We start from the raw sequence: 24,407 nt of genomic DNA on the forward strand, positions 1-24,407 counted from the left end.
ACGTTTTCCCTACGCGTTCGCCGGGATTCTTGACGAAATCCTGATCCCCTCAGGCCTTGCGCGCGTGCGAGGTGATCGTTTCGGCGATCGCGGGCCACAGCTGCCGCGGCAGTTCGTGTCCCATCCCGGGGAACACCACCAGCTCGGCGTCCGGGATCGCTTCCGCGGTCGCCTTCCCGCCGCTGACGTTGATCAGTGGGTCGCTCTCGCCGTGGATGACGAGTGTCGGGACGCGGACTTCGCGCAGCTTCGCCGTCCGGTCGCCCGAAGCGACGACGGCGGCGGCCTGCCGCAACGCACCGGCCGGGTGATTCGCCCGGTCGTAGTTGCGGGTGGCCTTCATCCGCAGGAACTCGTCGTCGGAAGGGTGCCCGGGCGAGCCCACGAGCTTGAACCACGTGACGCCGTCTTCGATGGCCTGCTCACGGGTGGCGGCGGGCGGCCGGGTCAGCCCGGCCAGCGCCTCCGGCTCCGGATGCCCGACCGAGGGGTCGCCGGTGGTCGACATGATCGACGTCAGGCTGAGCAGCCGTTCCGGCGAGTCGATCGCGAGCTGCTGCACGATCATCCCGCCCATCGACGCGCCGACGACGTGCGCGCGCTCGAAGCCGAGCGCGTCGAACAGCCCGGTCACGTCGGAGGCGAGATCCGAGAGCAGGTACGGCGCCGTCGTCAGGTCGCCCGAGGCCAGCGCGGCGAGGTCCGGCACGGGAAGGTCGTCCAGATAGGACGAGAGGCCGATGTCGCGGTTGTCGAACCGGACGACGTGGAAGCCGCCCTCGGCGAGCAGTTCGCAGAAGCCGGTCTCCCAGGTGACCATCTGCGCGCCGAGCCCCATCACCAGGACGAGCGGCGGATCGGCGGGGGAGCCGAAGGTGTCGTACTCGAGTTCGAGGCCGTTCACACGCGCGCGGGGCATGGCACGATCCTGCCGGAAGCCCCCGCCGTACGACCAGTCGAATGCGGTTACGGTAGCCCGCATGCCGACTTTCTCCGAAGACGCGGGTTCGCGACCCCGATCCCGTGCGGCTTCCGGACGGCCGGCGGTCACCAAGGACCGGATCATCGACGCCGCGTTGGAGCTGTCGGCCGAGACCGGGCTGGAAAACTGGACGTTGCGGCAGCTCGCGGCCGCCGTCGACGCCTACCCCGCGGTGGTCTACCACCATGTGGGCGACCGGGACACCGTCGTCGTCGCGGTGCTGGACCGGGTGGTCGGCGAACTGACCCTGCCCGACGAGACCCTGCCGTGGCGCGCCTGGTTCGACGAGTTCCTGCCCACCGTGCGGACCGTGCTGCGCCGCTATCCGGGTTCGGCGCGACGGCTGGCCCTGTTCGGCCCGTCGGTCGCCGCCGCCGTGCCGACCATGAACACCGGCATCGGCCGCCTGCTCGCGGCCGGATTCGGCACCGAGGCGCCGTTCGCCTACAACCTGCTGCTCGCCACCGCCTGTCAGTTCGTCGCGATGGAGGACGACCGCGAGAGCGCGATGGCGCTGCAGATGGACCGGTCCGAGGGCTACGCGGCGTATCGCACCCGCGAAGACCTGCCGGGGATGGCGGCGCTGGGTGAATCGATCGCGGCGCTGGTCGCCGATCCCGATCTCGCGGCCGGCTACTACGAGCGTCTCTACGCTTACGCGGTCGAGCGCTGCATCGACGGGCTGGAGCACCGGCTCACCCAGTTGAACGCATTCGAAAGTTTGACAGAGCCGTGACAGTGAATCGGCGTAGTGTGGAGGGATACCGGTGCTTCGTCACCGGTCCCGAAGCCCCTGGCACCCACCTCCCCCTCGAGGTGCCGGGGGCTTCTCATGTCACTGGCGCGGGGCGGCGCGCTGGATCTCGGGGAACACCTCACCGACCAGCGTGACCAGCGACTTGCTGAGCAGCGTGTGCACCTGCGAGCGGTCGAGCGAACCGCGGACGAGCCATTCGCGGCCCGCCGCCTTGACCATTCCGCCGAACGCGCGGACCAGCGCGTTCAGTTCTTGCCCGTGCTCGCTTTCGCGGGAGAGGCCGACGGCTTCGAGCACCCGGTCGGCCGATTCGCGATCGGCTTCTTCGAGGATCCGTTCGACTTCGAGGTCCCGGCCGATGCCCTCCGGCGCGATCGCGGCCAGCCACATCTTCTCCTGGCTGGTGACCATGTCCAGGAACCAGTCGATGGCGACGTCGGCGCGCAGTTCGAGCGGGCCCTCCGGCAGGATCTCGACGGCGAGGCGCGGCACGGTCAGCGCCCGCCGGATGATCTCCAGGTAGAGCTCACGTTTGGTACCGAAGTAATGGTTGATCAGACCCCTGGCCACCCCGGCCTCCGCCGCGATGTCCGATGTGGACACTTCGGAGTAGGGACGGTCCCCGAAAAGCCTGGCGGCGCAGACGAAGATCTGCTCCTTGCGCTCGTCCGGTTCCAGTCTCCGCCATCTCGGCGCCGGCTCCGTGGTCATACGGCAATCTTCCCACGATCGATTCAGCGCGGCCGGACGGTCGCGGGATTTCTGTGACATGTGAAAGCAAAGTGTAAGTTAATCCGGCGTGTACCGTCTGTTGGCCCGCTGGTCTTTACCGTCTTCTCTCAGGTGGCATGCCGTGCGCGCTGTCGGGGCGCGTTTGCCTCCTACCGGCCCGGCCTGGCGAGTAACCCCCCCTAGCTCGCCAGGCCCGGGCCTTCTTAATGCGGTGAAGGTCTTTCGGCGGGCAAGAGCAGCGTGAACGTCGTCGGCGACGGGCTCGTCAGCCGCAGTCGCCCGCCCTCCGCCTCGGACAGGCTCCGTGCCAGCCGCAGGCCGATCCCGTGGCCTTCCCGCTCCTCGGTCCGTTCTTCGGTCACGAACGGATCGGTCCCGTCCGGGATGGCCCCCTCGTCGCTCACGTCGATGGCCAGCGCCTCACCGGCGTCGCGAGCGACGACGGTGACCGTGCCCCGTCCGTGCGTCGCCGCGTTGTCCAGCAGGACGGCGAGCACCTGCCGCACGGCCGCGTCCGCCGCCCGCGCCGGCAGGGCTTCCCGTCCGCTGATCCGCAGCGCGCGGCCGCGTCCGGCGAGCAGGCCGTGCCAGGTCTGGCGGACCTCCTCGAAGAGTTTGCCCAGGTCGAGCAGTGCGCGCGGCGCCCTGGTCTGCTTGGCCAGCGCCAGCAGATCGTCGATGGTCCGTTCCAGCCGGTCGGCCGAGGTGATGCCGTCGCGGATCGTGGCGTAGGGGTCGCGATCGGGATTCTCCAGCGCCGCTTCCAGCTGTAGGCGCAGCCCGGTCAACGGCGTCCGCAGCTGGTGGGAGGCGTCGGAGGAGAAGGTGCGTTCCCGTTCCAGCGTCTCGCCGATCCGCTCGGAGGTGACGTCGAGTGCTTCGGCGACCTGATCGATCTCGCGGACTCCGGTCCGGCGCGTGCGCACGGTGAAGTCGCCTTCGCCGAGGCGTTCGGCGGTGACGGCCAGTTCTTCCAGCGGCCGGGTGAGCCGGGTGGCGATCCGGCGGCCGATCAGCCAGCTGGCCCCGATCGCGATGAGGGCGAGCCCGGCCATCTTCAGCCAGGTCAGCCGGATCCGGGTGTCCAGCTCGGACCGGGGATGGGCGGCACGGACCACCCCGACCAGCGCCGCCCCGCTGAGCACCGGGACGGCGAGGACCACTTCGTCGCCGAGCCTCCCGGTCGCCATGTCGGTGTCGTGCGCCTCGCGGACGAACCGGTCTTCGGTCGCCGGGCCGTCGCCGGTCAGGAGCCTGCCGGTCGGCGTGTAGACCGCGACCCGGATGCCGTGGATCCGATCTTCGCCCTCGTCGGCTTCGACCGGTCTGAGTTCCGGGGTCCGGCCGTTGGCCAGTTCGCCGGTCACCGCGAGGGCGACGGTGTCGGCGGCGCGTTCGAGGTCGTGGGTGGACATCCCCTCGTGGAACCTGCCGACCGCGATGGCCAGCGGCACCCCGAAGAGGGTGATCGCCAGCACCGCAGCCAGCACGGTGAGGGTGACGATCCGGCGGCGCACGGACAGAGTGTGGCCGACGAGGACGAGGATCACCCACCCGAAGCGATATTTTGCCGTCCGTTGACCTGAGATCAAGGCGATGTTGACCCCGTTCGCCTTACCTTGGGGCCATGCGCCGACGTGCCGCCGTCATGGCAGGCCCGGGGCCCGGATCCGTCCCCCTCGTCCGGTTCGCCGTCCCGGGCGAGTGTGTGGCCGTGCTGCCCGCCGGAGGTGGGGAAACCCCCGGTGGCGGTCCCGGCGTCGGCGTCCTGCTCAGGCGCGGGAACCTCTTCGGCCATCTCACCGTCGAGCAGAACGTCTTGCTGGCGGGAAGGCTCGCCGCCCGTCGCGCCCCCGAAAACGCCGGTGACCTGCTCGAACTGGCCGGGCTGGCCGGCCGCGGTGACGCCTATCCCGGCACGCTGTCGGCGCTGGAAGGCGCGCGGGCCGGCGTCGCCGTCGCGCTGGCCGGGGCGCCCGAGGTACTGCTCGCCGACGAACCGGCGGGTGAACTCGACGGGCTCGCCGCACTCGAACTGATGGACCTGCTGTGCGCCGTCGCGACCCGCGGGACGGCCGTCGTCGTGGCGACCCGCGACCACGGGATCGCCGCGGCCGCGCACCGGATCGTGAGAGTGGCGTGACGGCACCTCTGGTCCGCACCGACGAGCTGGCGCACACCTATGGCTCGGGGCTGACCGCGGTGGTGGCCGTGCACGGCGTCAGCTGCGTGATCGGCACGGACACCCGCGCGGTGGTGACCGGCCGGGCCGGTGCCGGGAAGACCACGCTGCTGCACCTGCTCGCCGGGATGAAGAAACCGACGGCGGGCACGATCGACTGGCCCGCGTTCGAGCCGTCCCCGCCGGGGCCCGACCTGATCGGGCTGGTCCTGCAGGACGGCGGGCTGCTGCGCGATCTCGACGTCCGGCTCAACGTCGCCCTGCCGCTGGTCCTCGCGGGCCGGACCGGCACCGCGGTCCGCGACGCCGTCGACGGCGCGCTGGACCTGGTGGGTCTCACCGGCTTCGCCAAGAAGGCACCCCGTGACCTGAGCGGTGAGCAGATCCGGCTGGCGATCCTGGCCAGGGCGCTCGCGCCCGCGCCGAAACTGATCCTCGCCGACGACCCGGCCGGCTGGCTCGACCGGCGCGAAGGGGAACGGCTTTTCGGCAGGCTCGTGCACGCGGCGGACCGGCTGGCCGCCGGGTTGCTGGTGGCCACGGCCGAACAGGCGCCGCCGGACCTGTTCGGGGAGCACTGGTCGATGGTCGACGGGAAGCTGGTGCGGGACCGGTGATCGCGGCGATGGCGTTGTGGGTCGGCGGGATCGCGCGCGTGCGCCCCGCCAGGCTCGGCGTGCCCGCGGCCGGGGTCGCGATCGTGACCACGCTGCTCGCGGTGCACGGCTGGACCGGGGCACCGGCGCCGCCGTGGGTACCCGCGACGGTGCTCGTGGTGCTGCTGGCCGCCCCGTCGGAGCGTTCACTGCGGGGAGACCAGGACCTGCTGCGGGCCCGCGGCGCGACCGGCGGGCAGGTGCTCGGGCTGGCTTCGGCCGAAGCCGCGGCCGCCGGGCTGGCCGGTGGCGTGGCGGGTGTCGCGCTGTCGCTGGCCGCCGGTTTCCTGCCCGGATCAGGGTTGTCCCTTGTCCGGGAAATCGTTCTCTTGCTGCTCGGCGGCCTGGTCGTCGCGGCCCTCGCCGTCCTGCCGCCGGTGCTGCGCGAGTGGTATTTCGTCCCGGCCGACGACGGGCCGCCCTGGTGGACGGCCTACGGCCTCGACTTCGTCCTGCTCGCGCTCGCGTTCTTCTGGCCGCTGCTCGGCTGGGCGGGCGGCACGATGCTGCTGTGGCGCCTGGTGGAGCTGGGGCTGCGCAAGGGAAAACGGGCGATCGGCGGGGCGCTCAGGCCGCTCGTCTCCGGGCTCGCGGGGGTGCTCGCGCTGTCCATTTCGTGGCGGAGCGCGTTGCTGGCGCGGTCGGTGGCGCTGGTCGCGCTGGCGGTGGCGTTCGCGATCTCGTCCGCCCTCACCAGGGACGGCTGCACCGCGGCGACGGTGGACCGGGTGGCGTCACTCCTGCTCGCCGCGGCCGCCGCGGGACCGTCGTTCGGGCTGGCGCTCAACGAACGCCGCCGCGACCTGCTGATCGTCAGCACCCTCGGCGGGAAACGCCGTCAGGTGGCGACCTTCATCGCGGGCGACGCGCTGATCGTCGGCGGCGGGGGCCTGATCGCCGGGCATCTGCTCGGCGTGTTGTTCGTCCTGCTCACCCCGGTGGAATGGGTGGCTTTCCCCCACGGGTACTTCGGGATGCTGGGCGCGGTCGTGATCGTTTCGTGCGTCGTGGCGTCCGCGCGGATCGCGCAGCTCGCCGCCCGCGACGAAGTGTCCGATCTTCGTGACTACTAGCCCTCGAAGGGCTGCTCGAGGCGGTAGCCGTGGCCGCGCAGGGTCGAAATCCGCGGCGCCTGCTCGGGGGTGGGCGCCGACTCGGCCAGTTTCCGTCGCAGCGCGGCGATGTGGACGTCGAGGGTCTTCGTGGAGCCGTACCAGTGCGCGTCCCACACCTCCGACATCAGGGTGTCCCGGCTGACCGCGACGCCCGGCTGTTCGGCCAGCCGGGCGAGCAGATCGAACTCCTTGGCGCGCAACGGGATCTCCCGTCCGCCGACGCTGACCCGCCGCCCGGCGGTGTCCACCCGCAGATGCCCGACGGCGATCGCGGGCCTGCTCTCCGGCGGGGCCGTCCCGCGCCGCAGGTGCGCCCGCACCCTGGCGAGCAGTTCGCCGAGGCGGATGGGTTTGGTGAGGTAGTCGTCGGCGCCGGCCTCCAGGCCGACGACGACGTCCATCTCCTCCTGCCGGGCGGTCAGGATGACCAGCACGGCGCCGGGGAGCGCCGCGCGCAGCCGCCGGCAGACCTCGACCCCGTCCAGATCCGGCAGGCCGAGATCGAGCAGGACGAAGTCGATGTCGTCGGCCGCCGCGGCCGCGAGCGCGGTGCGGCCGTCCCGCTGCCAGGAAACCTCGTAGCCGTGCAGGCGAAGGGTCGATTCGAGGACGCCGCCGATCGCGTCGTCGTCTTCCACCACCAGCAATTTCGGCATGCGGGGGAGCTTAACCGTTGAACACTGTTCTTTTCGGCCAAGACGTTACGAACACCACCCCGTCCGTAACAGGGCGCTAACGTTTCCCTGTGCGTTTCCGCTGGAGTGTCCATAAAGGACAGAGTGCGGCAACGGCGAGACACAGCCAGGCGAACACGTCGCCGACACGGGCGTACACGGTCTGTGTTCTCGGCTGTGCCGGCAGATCCGCGACGAGTGTCTGCTGGTCGGTGCGGAAATAGTCGGCTTTCCCGAGTACCCGGCCCTGATCGTCCACAGCTGTGGAAATACCGTGGGTGGAGTGCCGGAAGAGCGAGTAACCGTTTTCCACCGCGCGGAAGACCGCTTTCTCCGAGTGCAGTGAGCCGAATCCCTGCCAGTCGTTCGCGGGCACGAGCATCAGCGAGGTCTCCTTGTCCGCGGCCTGGCGCATCAGGCCGGGGTAGTCGGCGTCGTAGCAGATGACCGTCGCGAGCCGTCCGTACGGCGAATCCGCGGTGGGCACGGTTCCCGGGCCGGGCTTCATCGGTTCCATCGGCGTCGGATGCGTCTTGTCGTAGGTCCACAGCACTTCGCCCGTCGGCCCGACGAGCACGGCCAGATTCCGGATATACGGAGCTTGGGTGGTGTAGAGCGCGTAGGCGAGTCCGACGTGGATACCCGCTTGTTTCGCTTCGGCGCCGACCCGTTTCAGCAGCTCCGCCTGGTCACGCTCCAGGACACTGGCGTGCGTTTCCGGCCAGATGACGATCTTCGCCCCCGCCGACGCCTGCTGCCGCGTCCTGGTCACGAGATCTTCGGTGACCGGCGCCAAGGCCGCGCCGACCGCGACCGGGTCCGCCGCGACGACTTCCTGTGCCCGCCAGTACTTCACGCCGATCCGCTCCAGTGCGTCGGTACTCGCCGTGTCCGCGGCCGTCGAGGGACTGATCCCCGCGATCCGGACGGTCTGCGTCGTCGGTGCGTCGAACAGCAACCGCACGCCGCCCGCGAGGAACACCAGGCCGAGCACGCAGGCGTGGACGAGCGCCGTGCGCTTGACCCGCGGCCACCCTTCCGCCCAAACGGTGTTCACCACCGAGGCGAACCACGCGAGGACGAAGGTGAGGCCGTACACGCCGGTCACGGACGCCGTCTGGAGCAGCGGCAGGTTTCCGGACTGGGTGCTGCCGAGCGCGCCGAAGTCCCCGAATCCGGTGACGAGGGTGAAGAGATATTCGGCCGCCACCAAGGTCGCCGGGAACACCAAGGTCTTCAGTGGCCCGGCACGGTCGGCGACCAGGCGGTCGGCGAGGAACGCCGTCGTCTGCAGCACCGCGAGCAGGGTGAAGGCGAGCAAGGCGGACAGGACGAACGCCAGGCCGGTGGCCCCGAGCCAGAACAGTTGCCCGATCAGCAGGGACAGGCCCACGAACAGGATCGCGCGCCGGACGGGGACCTGGCGGGCGTAGCGGAGCAGGAAGACCGGGAACACCCAAGCCGCGAGCGGGACGTTCCAATCGGTGTGGACGGAGAGCAGGAGCAGCGCTGTGCCCAGCCACCAGAGCAGCCGTGGTTTCATACCGCGAACGGTAGGAAACCACGGCCGCCCGGACAGCCGACCTTGGGCAGCGGACGACCCTTACTTTCGTCAGGAAACGTGATCCCGGTACGCCTTGATGGTCTCCGCGAGGACTTCGCCACCGGGACGGCGCCAGAGCTCGGCGTCGAACACCTCGACCTCGATGGGTCCGGTGTACCCGGCGGCCGCGACACAGGCCTTCAGGTGCCGGTGGTCGATCGGGCCGTCACCGGGCAGCGCGCGGCCGAGCAGGGTATCGGTCAACGGCACCTTCTGGTCGCAGACGTGGAATCCGGCGATCCGCCCGGCCGCCGCGGCGATCGACTCCTCGATCCGCGGATCCCACCACACGTGGAACTCGTCGACGATCACGCCGACCTGGTCGGCCGGATGCTCCAGTGCGATCGCCAGCGCCTGATCCACAGTGGACAGGACCGAACGTTCCGCGCACTGCATGGGATGCAGCGGTTCCAGACCGAGCCGGACGCCGCGCTCACCGGCGTACGGCGCCAGTTCGCCGACCGCGTCCGCGACCCGCTGCCGCGACGACGTCAGGTCGCCGTTCACCCCGCCGACGACCAGGACGAGGACCTCCGCACCCAGCGCGGCGGCTTCGTCGATCGCCTCCCGCGTCTGCGCGACACCGTCCACAGGGGACCCTTCCGGGGTGATCCCGGTGAAGAAGCCGCCGCGGCACAACGACGACACGCCGACGTCGTACTCCTTGAGCAGCCGGGCAGTCTCCTCGACGCCGGTCTCGGCGACCTTGTCCCGCCACAGGCCGATCCAGCGGACACCCGCCTCGGCGCACCCCGCCACGGCCTCCGGCAGCGACCACGCCTTGGTGGTGATCTGGTTCAGGCTCAACCGGTCCATCAGGCCACCCCCGCCGCGGCCAGCAGCGGCCGCATCCTCGCGACGGCGAGGTCCGGGTCGGCGAGCACCCCGGCGGCGTCCGCCAGGCGCAGCAGTTCGGCCAGATGCGTGATGGACCGTGCCGATTCGCGGCCCGCCACCATCCGGAAGTGCTTCTGGTGCCCGTTGAGGTAGGCGAGGAAGACGACGCCGGTCTTGTAGTTCCTGGTGGGCGCCCGGAAGATCGCCCTCGAGAGCGCGACGGTCGGGTCGAGCAGGCCGTGGAAACCGGCCTTGTCGCCTTCGTCGAGCCGGGCGAGCGCGGCACCCGCGACCTGCGCGACGGCGTCGAAGATGCCCAGAAGTGCTTCGCTGTGGCCCTGTTCGTCCCCGGCGATCAGTTCGGGGTAGTTGAAGTCGTCTCCGGTGTAGCAGGCGACGCCCTCGGGCAGCGCGCGGCGGAACTCGGTCTCGATCGACGCGTCGAGCACCGAAACCTTGACCCCCGCGATGACGCCGGCGTGATCGGTGCAAAGCCTGCCCAGTTCCTTGGCGGCCTCACGGACGTCGCCGTGTCCCCAGTAGCCTGCCAGCGCCGGATCGAACTGCTCGCCCAGCCAGTGCAGCAGGACCGGGCGGTCCGCGCCGGAGAGCAGTTTCCCGTACGCGGCATGGTAATCCTCGGGACCGGACGCCGAAGCCGCGAGCGCGCGGCTGGCCATCACGACCGGGATCGCCCCGGCTTCGCCGACGATGTCCAGCTGCTCGCGCCAGGCGTCCACAATGGACTCCGCGGTCGCGTCGCCGCCGGGAAGCTGGTCGGTGCCGACCCCGGCGACCCACGGCCGTCCTGCGGCGAGCGCGCCGGTGCGCCGGATCAGGTCCTTGGTGGTGTCCCAGTCCAGCCCCATCCCGCGCTGCGCGGTGTCCATCGCCTCGGCCACGCCGAGACCGCAGGACCACAGGTGCTCGCGGAAGGCGAGCGTCGTGTCCCAGTCCAGTACCGCGCCCTCTTCGGGATCGGCGGCGGCGAACGGGTCGGCCACCACGTGTGCGGCCGCGTAGGCGATCCGGGAGGTCGGCGGTGATGCCGGTTTCGCGGGCGTTTCCGCCCCTTGCGGCGTCCACTCCGCCAGTCCGCCGTCGGCGGTGGGCAGGGCGATCAAGGTCATCGGGTCTCCGTGGCGCGGGGGTGAGAAAGCGCTTTCTCGTGCCACGGTAAGTCACCGCGTGGACCGCACACAAGGGTTTCAGCGAGCGGGGGAAGCGGTGCTGCGGCGCAGGACGACCTCGCCGGACATGCGCACCACGCGCGGCCGGGTGCCGGGCGAGGCCTTGAGTGCCAGGTCCATGGCCCGTTCGCCCAGCTTCTCCAGCGGCAACGCCACCGTGCTCAGCGCGGGCGTGAGATCGCGCACTACCGGGATGTCGTCGAAACCGGCGATCGACATCTCACCGGGTACGGAGACGCCCGCGTCGCGCAGTGCCGCCATCGCGCCGATCGCCATCACGTCGGTCACCGCGAACACGCACGTCGGCCACTGCTTGCGCGGCCGGGCGAGCACCTGCTCCATCGCTTCGTAGCCACCGTCACGGGTGAACGCGGCTTCCGCGACGTCGTCCTCGCGGAGTTCGACGCCGTGCTCCAGCAGTTCCGCCGCGAAGCCGTCGAGGCGGTCGACAACGGTGGTCAGGCTCCTCGGCCCGGCGAGTACCGCGAACCGCCGGTGCCCCAGGTCCAGCAGGGCTTTCGCCAGTTCGGCGCCGCCCCCGCGATTGTCGGGCTGGACGGTGTCCACCTTGAGCCCGCGGTGCCTGCTGACCGCGGCGACGTGCCCGCCGCCGCGCCGGTACGGCTCGAGTTCGGCGGCCATCGCCTTTTCCCACGCCTTGTCCTCGAACGCGGAGCCGATCAGCAGGATGGCCGAGGCACGCTGGGCGCGCAGCGTGGAGACGTACGCGACCTCCTTGGCCGGATCGCGGAACGTGCTCGCGAGCATCACCAGGAGCTCGTTCTCGCTCGCCACCCGCATGACGCCGCCGGCGATCGCGGCGAAGTACGGGTCGCCGACGTCATGGCAGATCACTCCGACGGTCGGCTGCGAGCCACCGGCCAGGGCCTGAGCGTGGGCATTGGGGGTGTACGAGAGTTCGGCCGCCGCGGCGATCACCCGTTCGCGGAGATCTCCCCGGACGGTGGCGGTGCCGTTGAGGACGCGGGACGCTGTCGCGAGCGACACGGCCGCGGTGCGCGCCACATCTTCCAGCGTCACATGGGGACGGGCCTTCATCGATCCTCCAAGCTGCTGTTTGGGGCATAGTGGCGGACATGCTCGGCCTTTACCCGGAAATCGAACCTTACGTCCAAGGGATGTTGCCCGTCGGTGACGGCAATGAGATCTATTGGGAGGAATGCGGCGATCCCGAGGGCAAACCCGTGATCTTCCTGCACGGTGGCCCCGGAAGTGGTTCGATCCCGAGACATCGCAGACTGTTCGATCCCGACCGGTACCGGATCGTCCTTTTCGACCAGCGCGGCTGTGGGCGCAGCACCCCGAACTGCGCCACCCCGGAGGCTGATCTTTCGGTCAACACGACGTGGCACCTCGTCGCCGACATCGAGCGGTTGCGCGAGCATCTCGACATCGAACACTGGATGGTCTTCGGCGGCTCGTGGGGGAGTGTGCTCGGGCTGACCTACGCGGAAACGCATCCCGGACGGGTCACGGAACTCGTTCTGCGCGGCGTGGCCACGTTGCGGGTGAAGGAACTGCAGTGGCTTTTCGGCGGGGGAGCGGCGTTCCTCTTCCCCGAGGCGTGGTCACGGTTCCTGGCCCCGGTGCCGTTTTCGCGCCGCCAGGACAACCTGATCGAGGTGTATCACGAACTGCTGCACCATCCGGACCCTTCGGTGCACGGGCCCGCCGCGATCGCGTGGAGCCGCTGGGAAGGCGAAACGGTCAAATTGCGCCCGCAGGCCGACGTGATCGACGCGTTCGGCGATCCGTCGTTCGCCCTCGCGATCGCGAGGATCGAGAACCACTATTTCCGGCACGGTGGTTGGCTGGCCGAAGACCAGCTGCTGCGCGGCGCCGGGAAGCTCCGGGGCGTCCCGTGCGTTCTCGTCCAGGGACGCTACGACGTGGTCACCCCGGCCATCACCGCTTGGGAGCTCAGCCAGGTGCTGCCGGGCGCGGAACTGGTGATGGTCGGCGACTCGGGTCACGCGTTCGACGAACCCGGCACCCTGCACGAGTTGATCAGCGCGACCGACCGGTTCGCGTCAGACTGGCGGGGCGCCGGTACACCCCAGGACGAGGAGAGGAACCCAGACATGCTTTTCGGTGACGAGCACGTCCGTCGCTACGAAGAGACCGACGGCGAGGTGGGCCACGACTGGGAGAAGGGCGCGCCTTGTCTCGTCCTCACCACCAAGGGCCGCAAGACCGGCGAGGACCGCAAGTTCGCGCTGATCTACCAGTTCGACGACGACAACAACCCGGTCATCGTCGCCTCCAAGGGCGGGGCGCCGGAGGACCCGGGCTGGTACAAGAACCTGCAGGCGAACCCCGAGGTCAAGGCCCAGGTCAAGGCGGACAAGTTCACCGCGCGGGCCCGGACCATCGAGGGCGAGGAGCGCGCGAAGCTGTGGGAGAAGCTCGCCGCGGTCTGGCCGGACTACAACGAGTACGCGAAGAAGACCGACCGTGAGATCCCCGTGGTGGTGCTCGAACGCGTGTGATCCGCGCCGCGTTCGCGCGTTGTTCCGGCCGAACCGGGGCGGGTTCGGCTACGAATTACGTCCATGGTGCTGAGACCCCGTGAACGCTGGACCGCACTGAGCCCCGTTTCGGGCGACTTGCTGACGTTCCGCCAGATGATCGCCTTCGGCCGGCGCTTCGCCCGCGCCGGCCGGGGGTTCTGGTTCAGCCTCGCGATCAACGTCGTGTGGCCGTTCCTGGTGCTGTTCACCCGGTTCCGGGTGCGCGGCGGGGAGCACCTGCCCGCGTCGGGCGGCTTCCTGGTCGCGTCGAACCACCTCTCGTTCGCCGATCCGACGACGGTGACGGCGTACTGCCTCGCCCACGGCCGCGTGCCGCGCTACCTGGCGAAGGCGAGCCTGTGGGACGCGCCGGTCGTCGGCTCGGTGATGCGCTCGGGCAAGCACATCCCGGTCTACCGCGGGGCGCCCACGGCGTCGGGCGCGTATCGCGACGCCGTGAGTGCCGTGCGTGAGGGTGAATGCGTCGTCATCTTCCCGGAGGCGACCTTCACGGATCACCCGGACGGGTGGCCCATGCGCGGCAAGACCGGAATCGCGCGGATCGCGCTGGAGACCGGGGTCCCGGTGATCCCGCTCGCGAACTGGGGCACGCACCACCTGCTGCCGTCGGACGCCGTCCTCCCGCGCGGCTTCCCGCGCAAGACGGTGAACCTGATCGCGGGTCCGCCGGTGGACCTCTCGGATCTCATGACGCCCTCGCCGTCGCGCGAGGTGCTGGAGGAGGCGACCGAGCGGATCATGGCCGCGGTGACCGACCTGCTGATCGGGATTCGCGGTTCCCGCCCTGAGTAGGCAGTCTCACCCTTCGGACCGTCCCGGTGAGGGGTAGGTTTCGAAGTATGAGCGCACACTATGACGTCGTTGTTCTGGGCGCCGGGGTCGGCGGTTACGTGGCGGCCATCCGGGCGTCGCAACTGGGGCTGAGCGCGGCGGTCGTGGAGGAGAAATACTGGGGCGGGGTCTGCCTCAACGTCGGCTGTATCCCCTCGAAGGCACTGCTGCGCAACGCCGAACTCGCGCACATCGTGACCAAAGAGGCGAAGTCCTTCGGGATCCAGGTCGAAGGGAAGGTCACCTTCGACTACCAGGCCGCCTTCGACCGCAGCCGCAAGGTCGCGGACGGTCGCGTCAAGGGCGTGCACTACCTGATGAAGAAGAACAAGATCACCGAGTACGACGGGCACGGCACCTTCCTCGACGCCAACACCGTCGAGGTCAACGGCGAGCGGATCACCTTCGACAATTGCGTGATCGCCACCGGCGCCACCGCGCGCCTGCTGCCGGGTACCACGCGCAGCGACCGCGTGGTCACCTACGAACAGCAGATCATGGAAAACGAACTGCCGGAAAGCATCGTCATCGCCGGCGCGGGCGCGATCGGCGTCGAATTCGCCTACGTGCTGCACAACTACGGCGTGAAGGTGACCATCGTCGAATACCTCGACCGCATGGTCCCGCTCGAAGACGCCGAGGTCTCCGCCGAACTGGCCCGCCGCTACCGGAAGCTCGGCATCGAGGTGCTGACCTCCACCAAGGTCGAGACGATCGACGACACCGGCGAGCAGGTCCTCGTGACCGTGTCGAAGAACGGCGAGCAGCGCGTCCTGGAAGCGGACAAGGTGTTGCAGGCCATCGGTTTCCAGCCGCGGACCGAGGGATACGGCCTGGACAAGACCGGTGTCGAGCTGACCGACCGCGGCGCCATCGCCATCGACTCGCGCGGCCGCACCAACGTCCCGCACATCTTCGCGATCGGCGACGTCACCGCGAAACTGATGCTCGCGCACGCGTCCGAGTCCATGGGCGTCGTCGCCGCCGAGACCATCGCGGGCGCCGAGACCATGGAACTCGACTTCGTGATGATCCCGCGCGCCACCTACTGCCAGCCGCAGATCGCCAGCTTCGGCTGGACCGAAGAACAGGCCCGCGAAAAGGGCTTCGACGTCCAGGTGGCGAAGTTCCCCTTCACCGCCAACGGAAAGGCGCACGGCCTCGGCGAGGCCGTCGGTTTCGTGAAGATCCTCAGCGACGCTTCGCATGGTGAGCTTTTGGGGGCGCACCTGATCGGGCCTGAGGTGACCGAACTGCTGCCGGAGCTGACTTTGGCGCAGCAGTGGGACCTGACGGTGCACGAGATTTCGCGGAACGTGCACGCTCACCCGACGCTGGGGGAAGCGGTCAAGGAAGCCGTTCACGGTCTCGCTGGACACATGATCAACATGTAAGCGCGAACCTGCCCTGACCTGCGGTTTCGCGGGTCAGGGCAGGTGTCCAGCCGTCCTGTTGGTTGTGGTGTTGATCAGGTCGTGTTAATTTCACGACGTGCTCGGTCGTGATTTTAGATCATCGATGAGCGCTTTGCGGAGCACCCAGTATTTATCTTTCCAGCTCTTCCATTCTATTGAGGAAAGCTCGGCACCTTGTGGGATGGAGCTAGATCGGACATGGTGCCAAAGTGCATCCGCAGCTTCGGCTGAAGTGTCTTTTCCGATAATCCTGCCCTCTTCGAGAGCCACCTGGGGTTCGCGTGGGTCAATTTGGCGTAGTTGGTTTCGGTAGGCTTCATCATTGCTGTTGGATCGCCGAACTCTGCGTGCACTTGTGATTTTGCTATAGATATCTGCTGTGCCAGCTAAAAACCTGGCGTAAACCTGACGTACTGCTTTTTCGTTTGCGGCTTCCTGGTTGGCAGAAAGCTCAATTTTTAATTTCTCTAGTTCGAACTCATTGCTCGTTTTCGTCACTCGCTTGTCTAACTGAAATTTCAGGTAGATTGAAGCGATTGAAACTACTGCTGTAATTCCGGCGCCCAAAAGGATGTATGGTGCAGTTGACGTACTGCTGGGGGCCTGGAAGACAGCCAGTGGCTTCGTCAATTCAAGTAAATATTGGTTATGCAATTAAAGCTCCCTCTCTCGGCTATTCTGAATGGCCGAGAGGTGCTACTATGGAGTAGTCACTCTTATCGACCATGACGCCAGCAAGCGGTACAAGGTGGTACTCTTCAACCCAATTGCCAACCGGTGCAGGCAACTCGCCATCGTAGCTTATTTCATGTGAGATAGGATAGTTGTATCCATGGCTTACGTATTCACGTCGGATGGATTCGAGTGCCTCTAGCTGTGCCTTGTTAATTAAGTCTCTTGGATACGCCATCGGGGCAGCGAGATGGTTAGTGTAGTCGTGTGCGCACCACTTAATTTCTCCATTTGAATGCACTACTGCTAGCAGGGTTGCATTTTCGATTATCGGCTCTCGCTTGCTTGTGGATGAGTCTCTCCTGATGCGAGACGTGGCATTGCGCCATCTTTTGAATGTCTCGTCCCATGGTGGCTCACTTCTATCTTGTTGAAGTGCTAAAATACTTTTAGTGAAAGCATTCCTTCGGCGGAGGCCAGATTCGGCAGCCAGTGCTAGTGCGGTCCGCGGTAGTCGGCGAAGAGTATTTTGTGACGACAATCTATCGCATAAGAATGTTGTTAGGGAGGTGACTGCTTCGCCAGCAAGCTGGGCTTCAAGTGCGGTAGGGATATATGCTCCATGTACAATTCTGTTTCGCAAATCTGCCACACGCGTACTCCATGCTCTTATCGGACCAGGCTTCGATGTATCCCAGCTTCCTCCGAATCGTGAGCTATACTCTCGCTTTATTCGCGTGTCAAGACCGTTAATCCAAGAGTTCGCAGCTTCTTCTGGAGTCATCTTTTCTTCCCATTTAGAATGAAGAAGTAGCTCGTCTAGGAGTGATTCAGCAGAAAGTGCCCACAGAAGCGAGCCTAATCTCGTATCGCCTTGGCGGTACAGAGCTGCGTCCGCTTCGCGGTGTAGGTCAAGGTATGCGCTGAAGGCGCCTGAGTTTACCTTGCTGCGAGCATGATTTAGTGATTTGAGTTTTTCCTCTTTCATTAAAGGAGGGAGTATGAGGGGCCATAGATTTCTGTTGACCTCTATCAGTGTTTTCGTCGAATTAGTTGGGTTTCCAATGTCTTGATGTTGACGCAGAATGACTGGAAGAACCTGTGGGAGCCTCTCGCGCGCGACTAGTGATATCGGAGCTCGCATTACGGCGTGATACGCCTTCTGAAGGTCGCGCAGGTCTTTGACTGCCACGGCGAGTGCCGAGTATAGTCTGTGTGCAAGTTTGGGATCCTGTGCACTTATCGACCTTCCATCGATAAAATCCCAAGTATCAGATTGAGTGTTTGGATCCTCGCTTCCATGGATATGAGGCTCGCTGCTTACCATGTTCTCGAATTCTAACTGTCCGCCTATTATCCTAGTTGGTACAGCTATTTCGGCGACAGTAATTGTGCCGACGCCAATTTTTGCTGCATCTGCAAGATGTGCTCTTAGTTCGCTCGAAAGAGGTCTGATGGTCGATAGTTCAACTTCGTCTATATTGAACTTGCCGCTGGAAGTGGCCTCCGCTGCCGCCGCTACGGCGTCTAGGCCGGTGCGTGCGATCAGGTCGGATGCGACTTGATGAATGAGAATAGAGCTCGACAGCCATGCCTTATTCGACCAATTTTCCCGCCCGTGGGAGCTGCGATGGAGGCGTCTCTGTTCCGCAGTTTCTAGTATAGCCATACCTGGCGAGATCTCTAGGGATTGAAATAGTAAGTCGATATTTGCGTTATTGAGAATTTCGATAGAATCGCGATAGAAGCGCAGGTAGGTGGGTATTTGGGTGCCGCTTGCAAGAGCTAAGGGCTCGGGAAGGGGTAAATAGAATGTGGCAATTATTTGTCTCTCATTCGATACAAGCCAGACTCCTTCGTCTAGTGGATTCATTTCATCTCCCGGACGTTTGTGTGAAATTCTCAGAGGCCTGATGCCAATTTTTAGTTCTGAATTTCTGGCAATTGGCCTGGGAGATTTGGTGTACTGTTAGCTTGGTGATTTGGCAAGTTCGGGTTCGCTCCCTACGTCGAGGCAGTGTGAATATTGAACTTGAAGATCGGAAGGATGGTCGCTACTTCCTCGAAGGTCTGCCTGATCCCCTAGTCGGTAAAGCTGTTCAACTTGTTACTGGTCTGCTGTCTGGGGGCATGTTGGACTAGGCGAAGGATTTACATGCGCCAATCTGCATGTGAATTTCCAGTCTTGTTGCTTCAGCCTCGAGAAAAATTCCGACAACCTATGACAGGATGACGGCAAGGAACTCAATTGTGTGAATCTTTGAAGAAGCTAAGATCCTTGGGTATATCGTCAGAACACGCATGAACTCACCTCGACGGGATGCAACCACCTGCGCACGCTGGTCGCGTGCAGAGGCTAGAGGGTGTGGGAAGCGATCAGCTGGCCGATCGCCCGGATGTCCGAACCCCGGAACTCCAGCCGCACGTTCCCCAGCCCGCTGAACCACAGGTCCAGCTCCGCGTCCAGATCGAACGTGCCCGCGGTTTCGATCGAGAACGCCTGGATCCTGTTGTAGGGCAGCGAAGTGAAGTCCTTCTTCTTGCCCGTCATGCCCTGGACGTTCACCGCGATCAGCCGCTTGTTCGTGAACACCACGAAGTCGCGCACCGCCTTGAACGACGAGATGATCTCTTCCCCGGGGATGATGATCGGCTGCACCGTCGGCGCGATGTCCTTCGGCTTGCACGGCGTGAGCTTGAAGACGGTGTCCTTGGAGAAGTCAATCATGGTCTCCAGGGTACGGATTTCCGCCGGATCAGGCCTCGGGCGTGAACTTCACGACCGCTTTGCCCTCCTTGACCGCGCTCACCGTGTAGCTGATCCCGTTCGTCCGGCCGGCGCTGCCGCTGAAGGACGCTCGTGCGCCGCTGGGGAGGGCGGCCGAGAGGGTGACACCGTCGTCCGACACGGAATCGACCGCGATGTAGGTGACGCGCAGCCGCGCTTCGAAGGCGATCTTGTCCTTCGGCTTCAGGATGACTTCGCAGTCGCCGTCCCGGCACGACTTCAGGTCGGTGCCCTGCGCCGCTACCAGCGGACCGTCCGGGTGGGCGACACCCGACGACGACGGCGGCGGAGCGACCGAAGACGAAGACGGCGAAGGTGACGGTGAAGGCGAGGACACGGGAGCGGGTGAAGAAACAGACGGTGGCGAAGCGGGCTGGGTGTCGGATCCGCAACCGGCCAGGGCCGCGGCGGACACGAGCAGGAAGCCGGCCACACGCTGAGTAGACATATGCTTAACGTAAAGCGATGCGCGGGGACCCCTCCCCGGCGGCGACTCTCATACTGCCGGGGAGCAGGAGGAGGCACGATGAAGCGGCTCACGATGGCGCACGAAAGCCTGGCGCTCGGCGTGCCCCGGTCGGCCCCCGGCGCGGTGTTCGCCCTCACGCTCGCGGGCGGCGTGTCCGTCGACCCCGACGAGGGCGGCGAGATCTCCTTCGGGCGCAACCGGCCGCAGGTCGACGTCTGTGTGGGGGAGAACGATCTGCGGGTCAGCCGCAGGCACGGGCACCTGAACTTCACCGGCGGGCAATGGTGGGTCAGCAACACCGGTCAGCTGCCCATCCGCCTGCCGAACTCCCGCTGGCTCTCCCAGGGCGAGGACCCGATCCCCCTGTCGGACGGATACACGCCGCTGTTCGTCCGCGGCTCGGGCAAGCGGGAGCACCTGCTCGAGTTGTACATCGCCGGTCCTGACGGCGGGCAGCCCGCCACCCGGCACGGTGACGTCACCGTGCCGCCCCGCCGCTGGCGCCTCAGCGCGGAGGAACGCCTGGTCCTGGTCGTCTTCGGGCAGCGTTACCTGCTGCACGACCTCAACCCGCAGCCGTTGTCCCGCCAGCAGACGGCCGAGGTGCTCGCCGAACTCCGCCCCGACGAAACGTGGACGAGCCGCCGTGTCGAGCACCTCGTCATCGACGTCCGGGCGCGGTTGTCCGCAGGCGGTGTTTACGGCCTGCGGCGCGAAGAAGTCGGCGAGCCGGTCGGAAACGCGTTGAACGACAACCTGTTGCGGGAGCTGGTGCTCTCCACCACCCTCGTCCCGCCGGACCTTGCCCTGCTCGACGCGCTCAGTTGACGCCTTCCATCGCCGCCTTCGCGACGTCGCTGCCCCTGTCCGCCTCGCCGGCGACCTTCACCAGTGCCGCCGTCGCCTGATCCCGGCTCTCCTCGGCCTTCACGCGTCCCGCCGAGGCCGCGTTCACGCCGAAGAAGGCGCCCACCACCGTGCCGATCACCGTTCCCGCCGCGGTGATCACCGCCGTGACGTCGGACGTGTTCGGGTATCGCATGACCGCCGCCACCGCGATGACCGCGAGCGCGCTCAGCCCCGCCAGCACCGTCATGAATCCGTAGTTCTTGCCCATGGCCCGCTCCCTTCAGGCTCCTTGAGGCAATGCTTCGCCCGAACGGCGCCCTTCGTTACGGCAAAAGGCCGGACCGTTATCCGCCGATGCCGAAACGGACGTCGAGACCCTGTTCCGGCACTACGAATTCCAACAGCCGCATCCCCTCTTCGGTGATCGAATCCTTGTCCCGCAAGGGTTTCCGAGACTCGATCGTCAGGGTCGCCCCTTTGATCTCCCAAACGGCCAGGAATTCGCCGTCGACGAGCAAAGTGCCCCGGCGGCCTCCGGGACCCGGCGGTAGCGGCACGCGGCGGCCGTCCGGGATCAGGCGTACGCGGTCCGCGTGGGAGAGCAGGACATTGTCGTACTCGGGCAGGAACCGAGGGGGCGCCGGGGTTTCGGGATCGGGCCGTGGCGCGTCGGGGAGGTCGAACAGCTCTTTCCCCGCGGTGTCGGTGAAGGTGCGCAGCCGCGGCCGGAGCCGTTCGAAGACTTCCTTGAGTTTGGTGAGCCCCGACCAGACCTGTGCGTCGCGGACGGTCGCCGGGCCGAACGCCGTGAGGTAGCGCAGCACCAGATCGTCGAGCGAGATACCGTCCTCGACCGGTTTGCCGACCCACTCGTCGAGCAGGGAAAACGCGACCGGTCCCTGCTGTCCCCACAGGCCTTGCGGCGTCACGTGCGCGAGAGGGAGAAGGCTGTTGACCGCGTATGCGAGGGTGGGCTGGTCGGCGTCGGGCCACCGGTCCGCCAGCGCGGTCCGGATCTCGGCGCGAGTGCGGGGCCGCCCGGCCAGCAGAGCCCGTCCCGCTTCGGTGATAGCGGCGAGATCGAGACCGGCGACCTCCCGCGAGTAATGGCCGAGGAAACCGCGTTCGACCACGGTTTTGATGGTCGGCCACAGGGCGAGGCAGTCTGCGGCCGTCACCAGGTGCACGGTTCCCCGCATCAGCGTCGACCGGACGACCTCGCGGGCGGCCAGCGGTTTCGCCAGCTCGTCCACCTGGAAATCCCGCAGCCGCGACCACAAGCCGACGTAGGACGAGTCGGGTGCCTGCGCCTGGAGGCCCGCCAAATGCTCGATCGCGGGGACGGCGGACAGCGCGGAGCGCTCCAGCAGGAGTTGCCGGGCCAGTGTCGCGCGGTTGAGCGCCCGCGCGCTCAGGCGTTCCGTCGTCATTTCAGCCGCACTTCCGTAGGAACGTACGAAGGTCTTCGGTGAACAGTTCCGGTACCTCCATCGCCGGGAAATGACCACCGGTAGCGTACTCGGACCAGTGGTCGAGCGGCTCGTCCTGAAGACTCCGGATCGTGGTGTCCCCGGCGAAGACGGCGATCCCGCGCGGCGGACCGGCCGGTGCCTCGCCGCCCTCGTCCCAGCCGCCTTGCGACAGCTGCCGGTAGGCCTCCATGCCTTCGTACATGGCGTGCGCGGAGGAGGCGCCCGCGCCGGTGAACCAGAACAGGCTGACCAGGGCCAGCAGGTGATCGCGATCGACGGCGTCGTCCGGCAGTTCCTTGGCCGGATCGGTCCACTCGGCGAACTTCTCCACGATCCACGCGAGCTGGCCGGTCGGGGAGTCGTGCAGCGAATAGGCCAGCGTCTGCGGCCGGGTCGCCTGCACCTGCAGGTAGCCGAGGCCGTCGGCCTGGAACCGGTTGAAGCGCTCGCCGCGTTCGCGGTCCTTCTCCTCGAGGCCGTCCAGCGCGACGGCGGGGCCGAACGGCGTCCCGGCGCTGGTGCCGGTGAGATGTACGCCGGTCACCCGGTGCGCGGCGATCATCGACAGGATGCCCGCGACTCCGGCGCCGGCGTCGGTGCCATGGACGCCGAAACGTTCGTAGCCAAGGCGGTCCATCAGCGTGGTCCAAGCCTGGGCGACGCGGAACAGGTTGCCCCAGCCGGGCCCGTGCACCGGCGTCGAGAAGCCGTATCCGGGCAGCGACGGGACGACCAGGTGGAACTCGTCGCTCAGCTCGTCGATGACGTTCCGGAATTCGAACGGCGAGCTCGGCCAGCCGTGCGTGAGGAGCACCGCCCGCGCGTCCGGGGCCGCCGAGCGGACATGCAGGAAGTGGATGGTCTGGCCGTCGATCTCGGTGGTGAACTGCGGGAACTCGTTCAGTTCCGCCTCCTGGGCGCGCCAGTCGAAGCCGTCGGCCCAGTACTCGGCCAACCCCTTGAGATAGGCGACCGGGACTCCCCGGCTCCAGTCCCCGGTGACCTCGTGGGGCCAGCGGGTGCGGCTCAGGCGGGTCTTGAGGTCGTCCAGATCGGCCTGGTCGATCGCGATGCGGAAGGGCTTGATTTCGCTCATGAGGGCTACGCTAGGAGCAATTGCGGAAAGGTTCGTTCCGCGATTGCGGACAAGGTGGAACCCATGGCGGAAACTTCGGCGAGACTGCTGCGACTCCTGTCTCTGATGCAGGCCAAGCGCGTCTGGACGGGCCCGGAACTGGCGAGTCGGCTCGGCGTCACGACCAGGACCATCCGGAACGACGTCGAGCGGCTTCGCGGACTGGGCTATCCGGTCGACGCCACACCCGGCGTCTCCGGTGGGTACAGCCTGGGCGCGGGTGCGGCGATGCCTCCGCTGCTGCTCGACGACGAGGAGGCCGTCGCGGTGGCGATGGGCCTGCGGACGGCCGCGGGCGGGACCATCGCGGGGATCGAGGAGACGTCGGTCCGCGCGCTGGCGAAACTGGAGCAGGTGCTGCCCTCGCGGCTGCGGCGCCGTGTCGAGGCGCTGAATTCCGCGACGCTCGCCGTGCGGGGCGACGGCCCCACGGTCGATCCCGAGGTGCTTTCGGTCATCGCCAACGCCTGCCGCGACCGCGAGACCCTGCGGTTCGATTACGTGGGGCACAACGGATCCGAGACGCGGCGGCAGGTCGAACCGCATCGTGTCGTGCATCTGGGCCGCCGGTGGTACCTCGTCGGCTGGGACGCCGACAGGCAGGACTGGCGTACTTTCCGTGCCGATCGGGTGCGACCGCGGACTCCCAACGGTCGACGGTTCGAGCAGCGCGAACCACCCGAAGGCGGCGTGGTCGCGTACCTCCAGCGCGGTCTGGGCACGGCCATGTGGCGGCACCACGCGACGATCCGGCTGCACGCCCCGGCGGCCGAAGCCGCGAGCAAGGTGCCGCCCGCCGTCGTGGTCGAAGCCGTCGACGAGCGCACCTGCCTGCTCAAAGCCGGCGCGGACACGCTGGAGTACCTGGCGCTCTACCTGGGCATGCTCGACACCGATTTCGACGTCGTCGACTCGCCGGAGTTCGCCGGGCACCTGCACAAGCTGATCGGCCGGTTCAGTCGCGCGGTGGACGCTTGACGTCGAAGACCAGTTCCGGGCGCTCCCAGGTGATCTTCGGCGGGCTGGGCGCGACGACACCCACGCGGCGCGCGCCCATCCGCTCGTAGAACCCGGTGGCGGGCGGGTGGGAAACGACGCGGATCTCGGACATGCCGAGGTCCGCGGCCTGCCCGAGCAGGTGCTCGACCAGCCACGCGCCGATGCCGGTGCCCTGGGCGGAATCGGCGACGAACAGCAGGTCCAGCTCCGCCGGATACTCGATCAGGCTGTAGAAGCCGATCACGTCACGCTGTGCGTGGGCGACGAACGCGGGATGCGTGGCGAGGTAGTCCTCGGTGACCCGGTAGTCCTCGAGAATCGACGCGTACTCCCCTTGGTAGGCGGCGGATTCGTGCAACAGCGCCGTGACCCTGTCGGCGTCGGAAGCGCTTGCCCTGGAGATGCGGTAGCTCGTCACGCTCGAAGCTTAGAACCTCACACCGACAACTCTTGACCTCCAGCTAACTGGAGGGATGAGGCTGGATTCCGACAGCTGG

At 67.0% G+C, this 24,407-nt stretch carries 25 protein-coding genes and 1 pseudogene; 10 read left to right on the plus strand and 16 right to left on the minus strand.

Features of this window, described 5'->3' with window-relative positions; all coding sequences use genetic code 11:
• Nucleotides 1–49: 49 nt before the first annotated feature.
• On the minus strand, nucleotides 50–919 hold the full coding sequence (locus BKN51_RS01055; protein WP_101612988.1) for an alpha/beta fold hydrolase: 870 nt from the start codon (nucleotides 917–919) through the stop codon (nucleotides 50–52).
• A 61-nt stretch (nucleotides 920–980) separates the two neighbouring features.
• Here BKN51_RS01055 and BKN51_RS01060 point away from each other — a divergent pair, with 61 nt between their 5' ends.
• Nucleotides 981–1,718: a TetR/AcrR family transcriptional regulator gene (locus tag BKN51_RS01060; RefSeq protein WP_101605816.1), complete on the plus strand. Its 738-nt coding sequence runs from the start codon at nucleotides 981–983 to the stop codon at nucleotides 1,716–1,718.
• 99 nt (nucleotides 1,719–1,817) lie between these two features.
• Here BKN51_RS01060 and BKN51_RS01065 read toward each other — a convergent pair whose 3' ends face one another.
• Together BKN51_RS01065 and BKN51_RS01070 are read right to left on the minus strand one after the other, a co-directional pair.
• The gene (locus tag BKN51_RS01065) at nucleotides 1,818–2,450 is read right to left on the minus strand and encodes a TetR/AcrR family transcriptional regulator (protein WP_101605817.1); all 633 of its coding nucleotides are present in this window, start codon (nucleotides 2,448–2,450) and stop codon (nucleotides 1,818–1,820) included.
• A gap of 224 nt (nucleotides 2,451–2,674) precedes the next feature.
• Nucleotides 2,675–4,021, minus strand: a complete 1,347-nt coding sequence (locus BKN51_RS01070; protein WP_101605818.1) for a sensor histidine kinase — start codon at nucleotides 4,019–4,021, stop codon at nucleotides 2,675–2,677.
• Nucleotides 4,022–4,098: 77 nt separating this feature from the next.
• On the opposite strand from BKN51_RS01070, the gene BKN51_RS01075 reads away from it, so the two are divergent.
• Genes BKN51_RS01075 through BKN51_RS01085 form a run of 3 tightly spaced genes read left to right on the plus strand, consistent with a single transcriptional unit; the run spans nucleotide 4,099 to nucleotide 6,382 of the window.
• Complete coding sequence (locus BKN51_RS01075; protein ID WP_233224295.1) at nucleotides 4,099–4,614, plus strand: lipoprotein ABC transporter ATP-binding protein; 516 nt, start codon at nucleotides 4,099–4,101, stop codon at nucleotides 4,612–4,614.
• Entirely contained in the window at nucleotides 4,611–5,270 is a 660-nt protein-coding gene (locus tag BKN51_RS01080; RefSeq protein ID WP_101605820.1) for an ATP-binding cassette domain-containing protein, read from the plus strand. The genes BKN51_RS01075 and BKN51_RS01080 overlap by 4 nt, the downstream gene beginning before the upstream one ends.
• Nucleotides 5,267–6,382: an FtsX-like permease family protein gene (locus BKN51_RS01085; protein ID WP_101605821.1), complete on the plus strand. Its 1,116-nt coding sequence runs from the start codon at nucleotides 5,267–5,269 to the stop codon at nucleotides 6,380–6,382. The genes BKN51_RS01080 and BKN51_RS01085 overlap by 4 nt, the downstream gene beginning before the upstream one ends.
• On the opposite strand, the gene BKN51_RS01090 is transcribed toward BKN51_RS01085, so the two are convergent.
• From BKN51_RS01090 to BKN51_RS01110, 5 genes are all read right to left on the minus strand, one after another.
• The gene (locus BKN51_RS01090) at nucleotides 6,379–7,080 is read right to left on the minus strand and encodes a response regulator transcription factor (protein ID WP_101605822.1); all 702 of its coding nucleotides are present in this window, start codon (nucleotides 7,078–7,080) and stop codon (nucleotides 6,379–6,381) included. The two genes, BKN51_RS01085 and BKN51_RS01090, sit on opposite strands and share 4 nt — an antisense overlap.
• A gap of 76 nt (nucleotides 7,081–7,156) precedes the next feature.
• A complete protein-coding gene (locus tag BKN51_RS01095; RefSeq protein WP_101605823.1) occupies nucleotides 7,157–8,641 on the minus strand; it encodes an apolipoprotein N-acyltransferase in 1,485 nt (494 codons plus the stop codon).
• Nucleotides 8,642–8,710: 69 nt separating this feature from the next.
• Nucleotides 8,711–9,517 carry a sugar phosphate isomerase/epimerase family protein gene (locus BKN51_RS01100; protein WP_101605824.1) on the minus strand — a complete coding sequence of 269 codons (807 nt, stop codon included), beginning with the start codon at nucleotides 9,515–9,517 and terminating at the stop codon, nucleotides 8,711–8,713.
• Entirely contained in the window at nucleotides 9,517–10,668 is a 1,152-nt protein-coding gene (locus tag BKN51_RS01105; RefSeq protein ID WP_101605825.1) for a dihydrodipicolinate synthase family protein, read from the minus strand. The genes BKN51_RS01100 and BKN51_RS01105 overlap by 1 nt, the downstream gene beginning before the upstream one ends.
• Nucleotides 10,669–10,746: 78 nt before the next feature.
• Entirely contained in the window at nucleotides 10,747–11,787 is a 1,041-nt protein-coding gene (locus tag BKN51_RS01110; RefSeq protein ID WP_101605826.1) for a LacI family DNA-binding transcriptional regulator, read from the minus strand.
• Between the two features lie 38 nt (nucleotides 11,788–11,825).
• Between BKN51_RS01110 and pip the strand changes: the two are divergent.
• The 4 genes and pseudogenes from pip to lpdA all read left to right on the plus strand — a co-directional run.
• Nucleotides 11,826–12,764: pseudogene (gene pip, locus BKN51_RS01115) on the plus strand (prolyl aminopeptidase); the annotation flags it as partial.
• Between the two features lie 66 nt (nucleotides 12,765–12,830).
• Nucleotides 12,831–13,238: a nitroreductase family deazaflavin-dependent oxidoreductase gene (locus BKN51_RS44855; protein ID WP_442857705.1), complete on the plus strand. Its 408-nt coding sequence runs from the start codon at nucleotides 12,831–12,833 to the stop codon at nucleotides 13,236–13,238.
• 63 nt (nucleotides 13,239–13,301) lie between these two features.
• Nucleotides 13,302–14,072, plus strand: coding sequence for a lysophospholipid acyltransferase family protein (locus BKN51_RS01120; RefSeq protein ID WP_101605828.1), 771 nt, complete (start codon nucleotides 13,302–13,304; stop codon nucleotides 14,070–14,072).
• A 47-nt stretch (nucleotides 14,073–14,119) separates the two neighbouring features.
• A complete protein-coding gene (gene lpdA, locus BKN51_RS01125; protein WP_101605829.1) occupies nucleotides 14,120–15,505 on the plus strand; it encodes a dihydrolipoyl dehydrogenase in 1,386 nt (461 codons plus the stop codon).
• A 90-nt stretch (nucleotides 15,506–15,595) separates the two neighbouring features.
• Here lpdA and BKN51_RS42910 read toward each other — a convergent pair whose 3' ends face one another.
• From BKN51_RS42910 to BKN51_RS01135, 4 genes are all read right to left on the minus strand, one after another.
• A complete protein-coding gene (locus BKN51_RS42910) occupies nucleotides 15,596–16,180 on the minus strand; it encodes a hypothetical protein (RefSeq protein ID WP_146044445.1) in 585 nt (194 codons plus the stop codon).
• A gap of 19 nt (nucleotides 16,181–16,199) precedes the next feature.
• Entirely contained in the window at nucleotides 16,200–18,071 is a 1,872-nt protein-coding gene (locus BKN51_RS42915; RefSeq protein WP_146044444.1) for a hypothetical protein, read from the minus strand.
• Between the two features lie 483 nt (nucleotides 18,072–18,554).
• Complete coding sequence (locus BKN51_RS01130; RefSeq protein ID WP_101605830.1) at nucleotides 18,555–18,926, minus strand: PH domain-containing protein; 372 nt, start codon at nucleotides 18,924–18,926, stop codon at nucleotides 18,555–18,557.
• A 28-nt stretch (nucleotides 18,927–18,954) separates the two neighbouring features.
• A complete protein-coding gene (locus BKN51_RS01135; protein WP_146044443.1) occupies nucleotides 18,955–19,434 on the minus strand; it encodes a hypothetical protein in 480 nt (159 codons plus the stop codon).
• Between the two features lie 78 nt (nucleotides 19,435–19,512).
• On the opposite strand from BKN51_RS01135, the gene BKN51_RS01140 reads away from it, so the two are divergent.
• Entirely contained in the window at nucleotides 19,513–20,283 is a 771-nt protein-coding gene (locus BKN51_RS01140; protein WP_101605832.1) for a hypothetical protein, read from the plus strand.
• On the opposite strand, the gene BKN51_RS01145 is transcribed toward BKN51_RS01140, so the two are convergent.
• The 3 genes from BKN51_RS01145 to BKN51_RS01155 all read right to left on the minus strand — a co-directional run bounded on the left by BKN51_RS01145 (nucleotide 20,276) and on the right by BKN51_RS01155 (nucleotide 22,872).
• Complete coding sequence (locus BKN51_RS01145; RefSeq protein ID WP_101605833.1) at nucleotides 20,276–20,572, minus strand: hypothetical protein; 297 nt, start codon at nucleotides 20,570–20,572, stop codon at nucleotides 20,276–20,278. The genes BKN51_RS01140 and BKN51_RS01145 overlap by 8 nt on opposite strands.
• 76 nt (nucleotides 20,573–20,648) lie before the next feature.
• Nucleotides 20,649–21,734, minus strand: a complete 1,086-nt coding sequence (locus tag BKN51_RS01150) for a winged helix DNA-binding domain-containing protein (protein ID WP_101605834.1) — start codon at nucleotides 21,732–21,734, stop codon at nucleotides 20,649–20,651.
• A gap of 1 nt (nucleotide 21,735) precedes the next feature.
• Nucleotides 21,736–22,872: an epoxide hydrolase family protein gene (locus BKN51_RS01155; protein WP_101605835.1), complete on the minus strand. Its 1,137-nt coding sequence runs from the start codon at nucleotides 22,870–22,872 to the stop codon at nucleotides 21,736–21,738.
• Between the two features lie 63 nt (nucleotides 22,873–22,935).
• On the opposite strand from BKN51_RS01155, the gene BKN51_RS01160 reads away from it, so the two are divergent.
• Nucleotides 22,936–23,889 carry a helix-turn-helix transcriptional regulator gene (locus BKN51_RS01160; RefSeq protein ID WP_101605836.1) on the plus strand — a complete coding sequence of 318 codons (954 nt, stop codon included), beginning with the start codon at nucleotides 22,936–22,938 and terminating at the stop codon, nucleotides 23,887–23,889.
• Here the strand turns inward: BKN51_RS01160 and BKN51_RS01165 are convergent.
• Complete coding sequence (locus BKN51_RS01165; protein WP_101605837.1) at nucleotides 23,867–24,328, minus strand: GNAT family N-acetyltransferase; 462 nt, start codon at nucleotides 24,326–24,328, stop codon at nucleotides 23,867–23,869. The two genes, BKN51_RS01160 and BKN51_RS01165, sit on opposite strands and share 23 nt — an antisense overlap.
• Between the last annotated feature and the right edge of the window lie 79 nt (nucleotides 24,329–24,407).

Source organism: Amycolatopsis sp. BJA-103 (genome assembly GCF_002849735.1).
In the GTDB taxonomy this organism is placed as follows: Bacteria; Actinomycetota; Actinomycetes; order Mycobacteriales; family Pseudonocardiaceae; genus Amycolatopsis.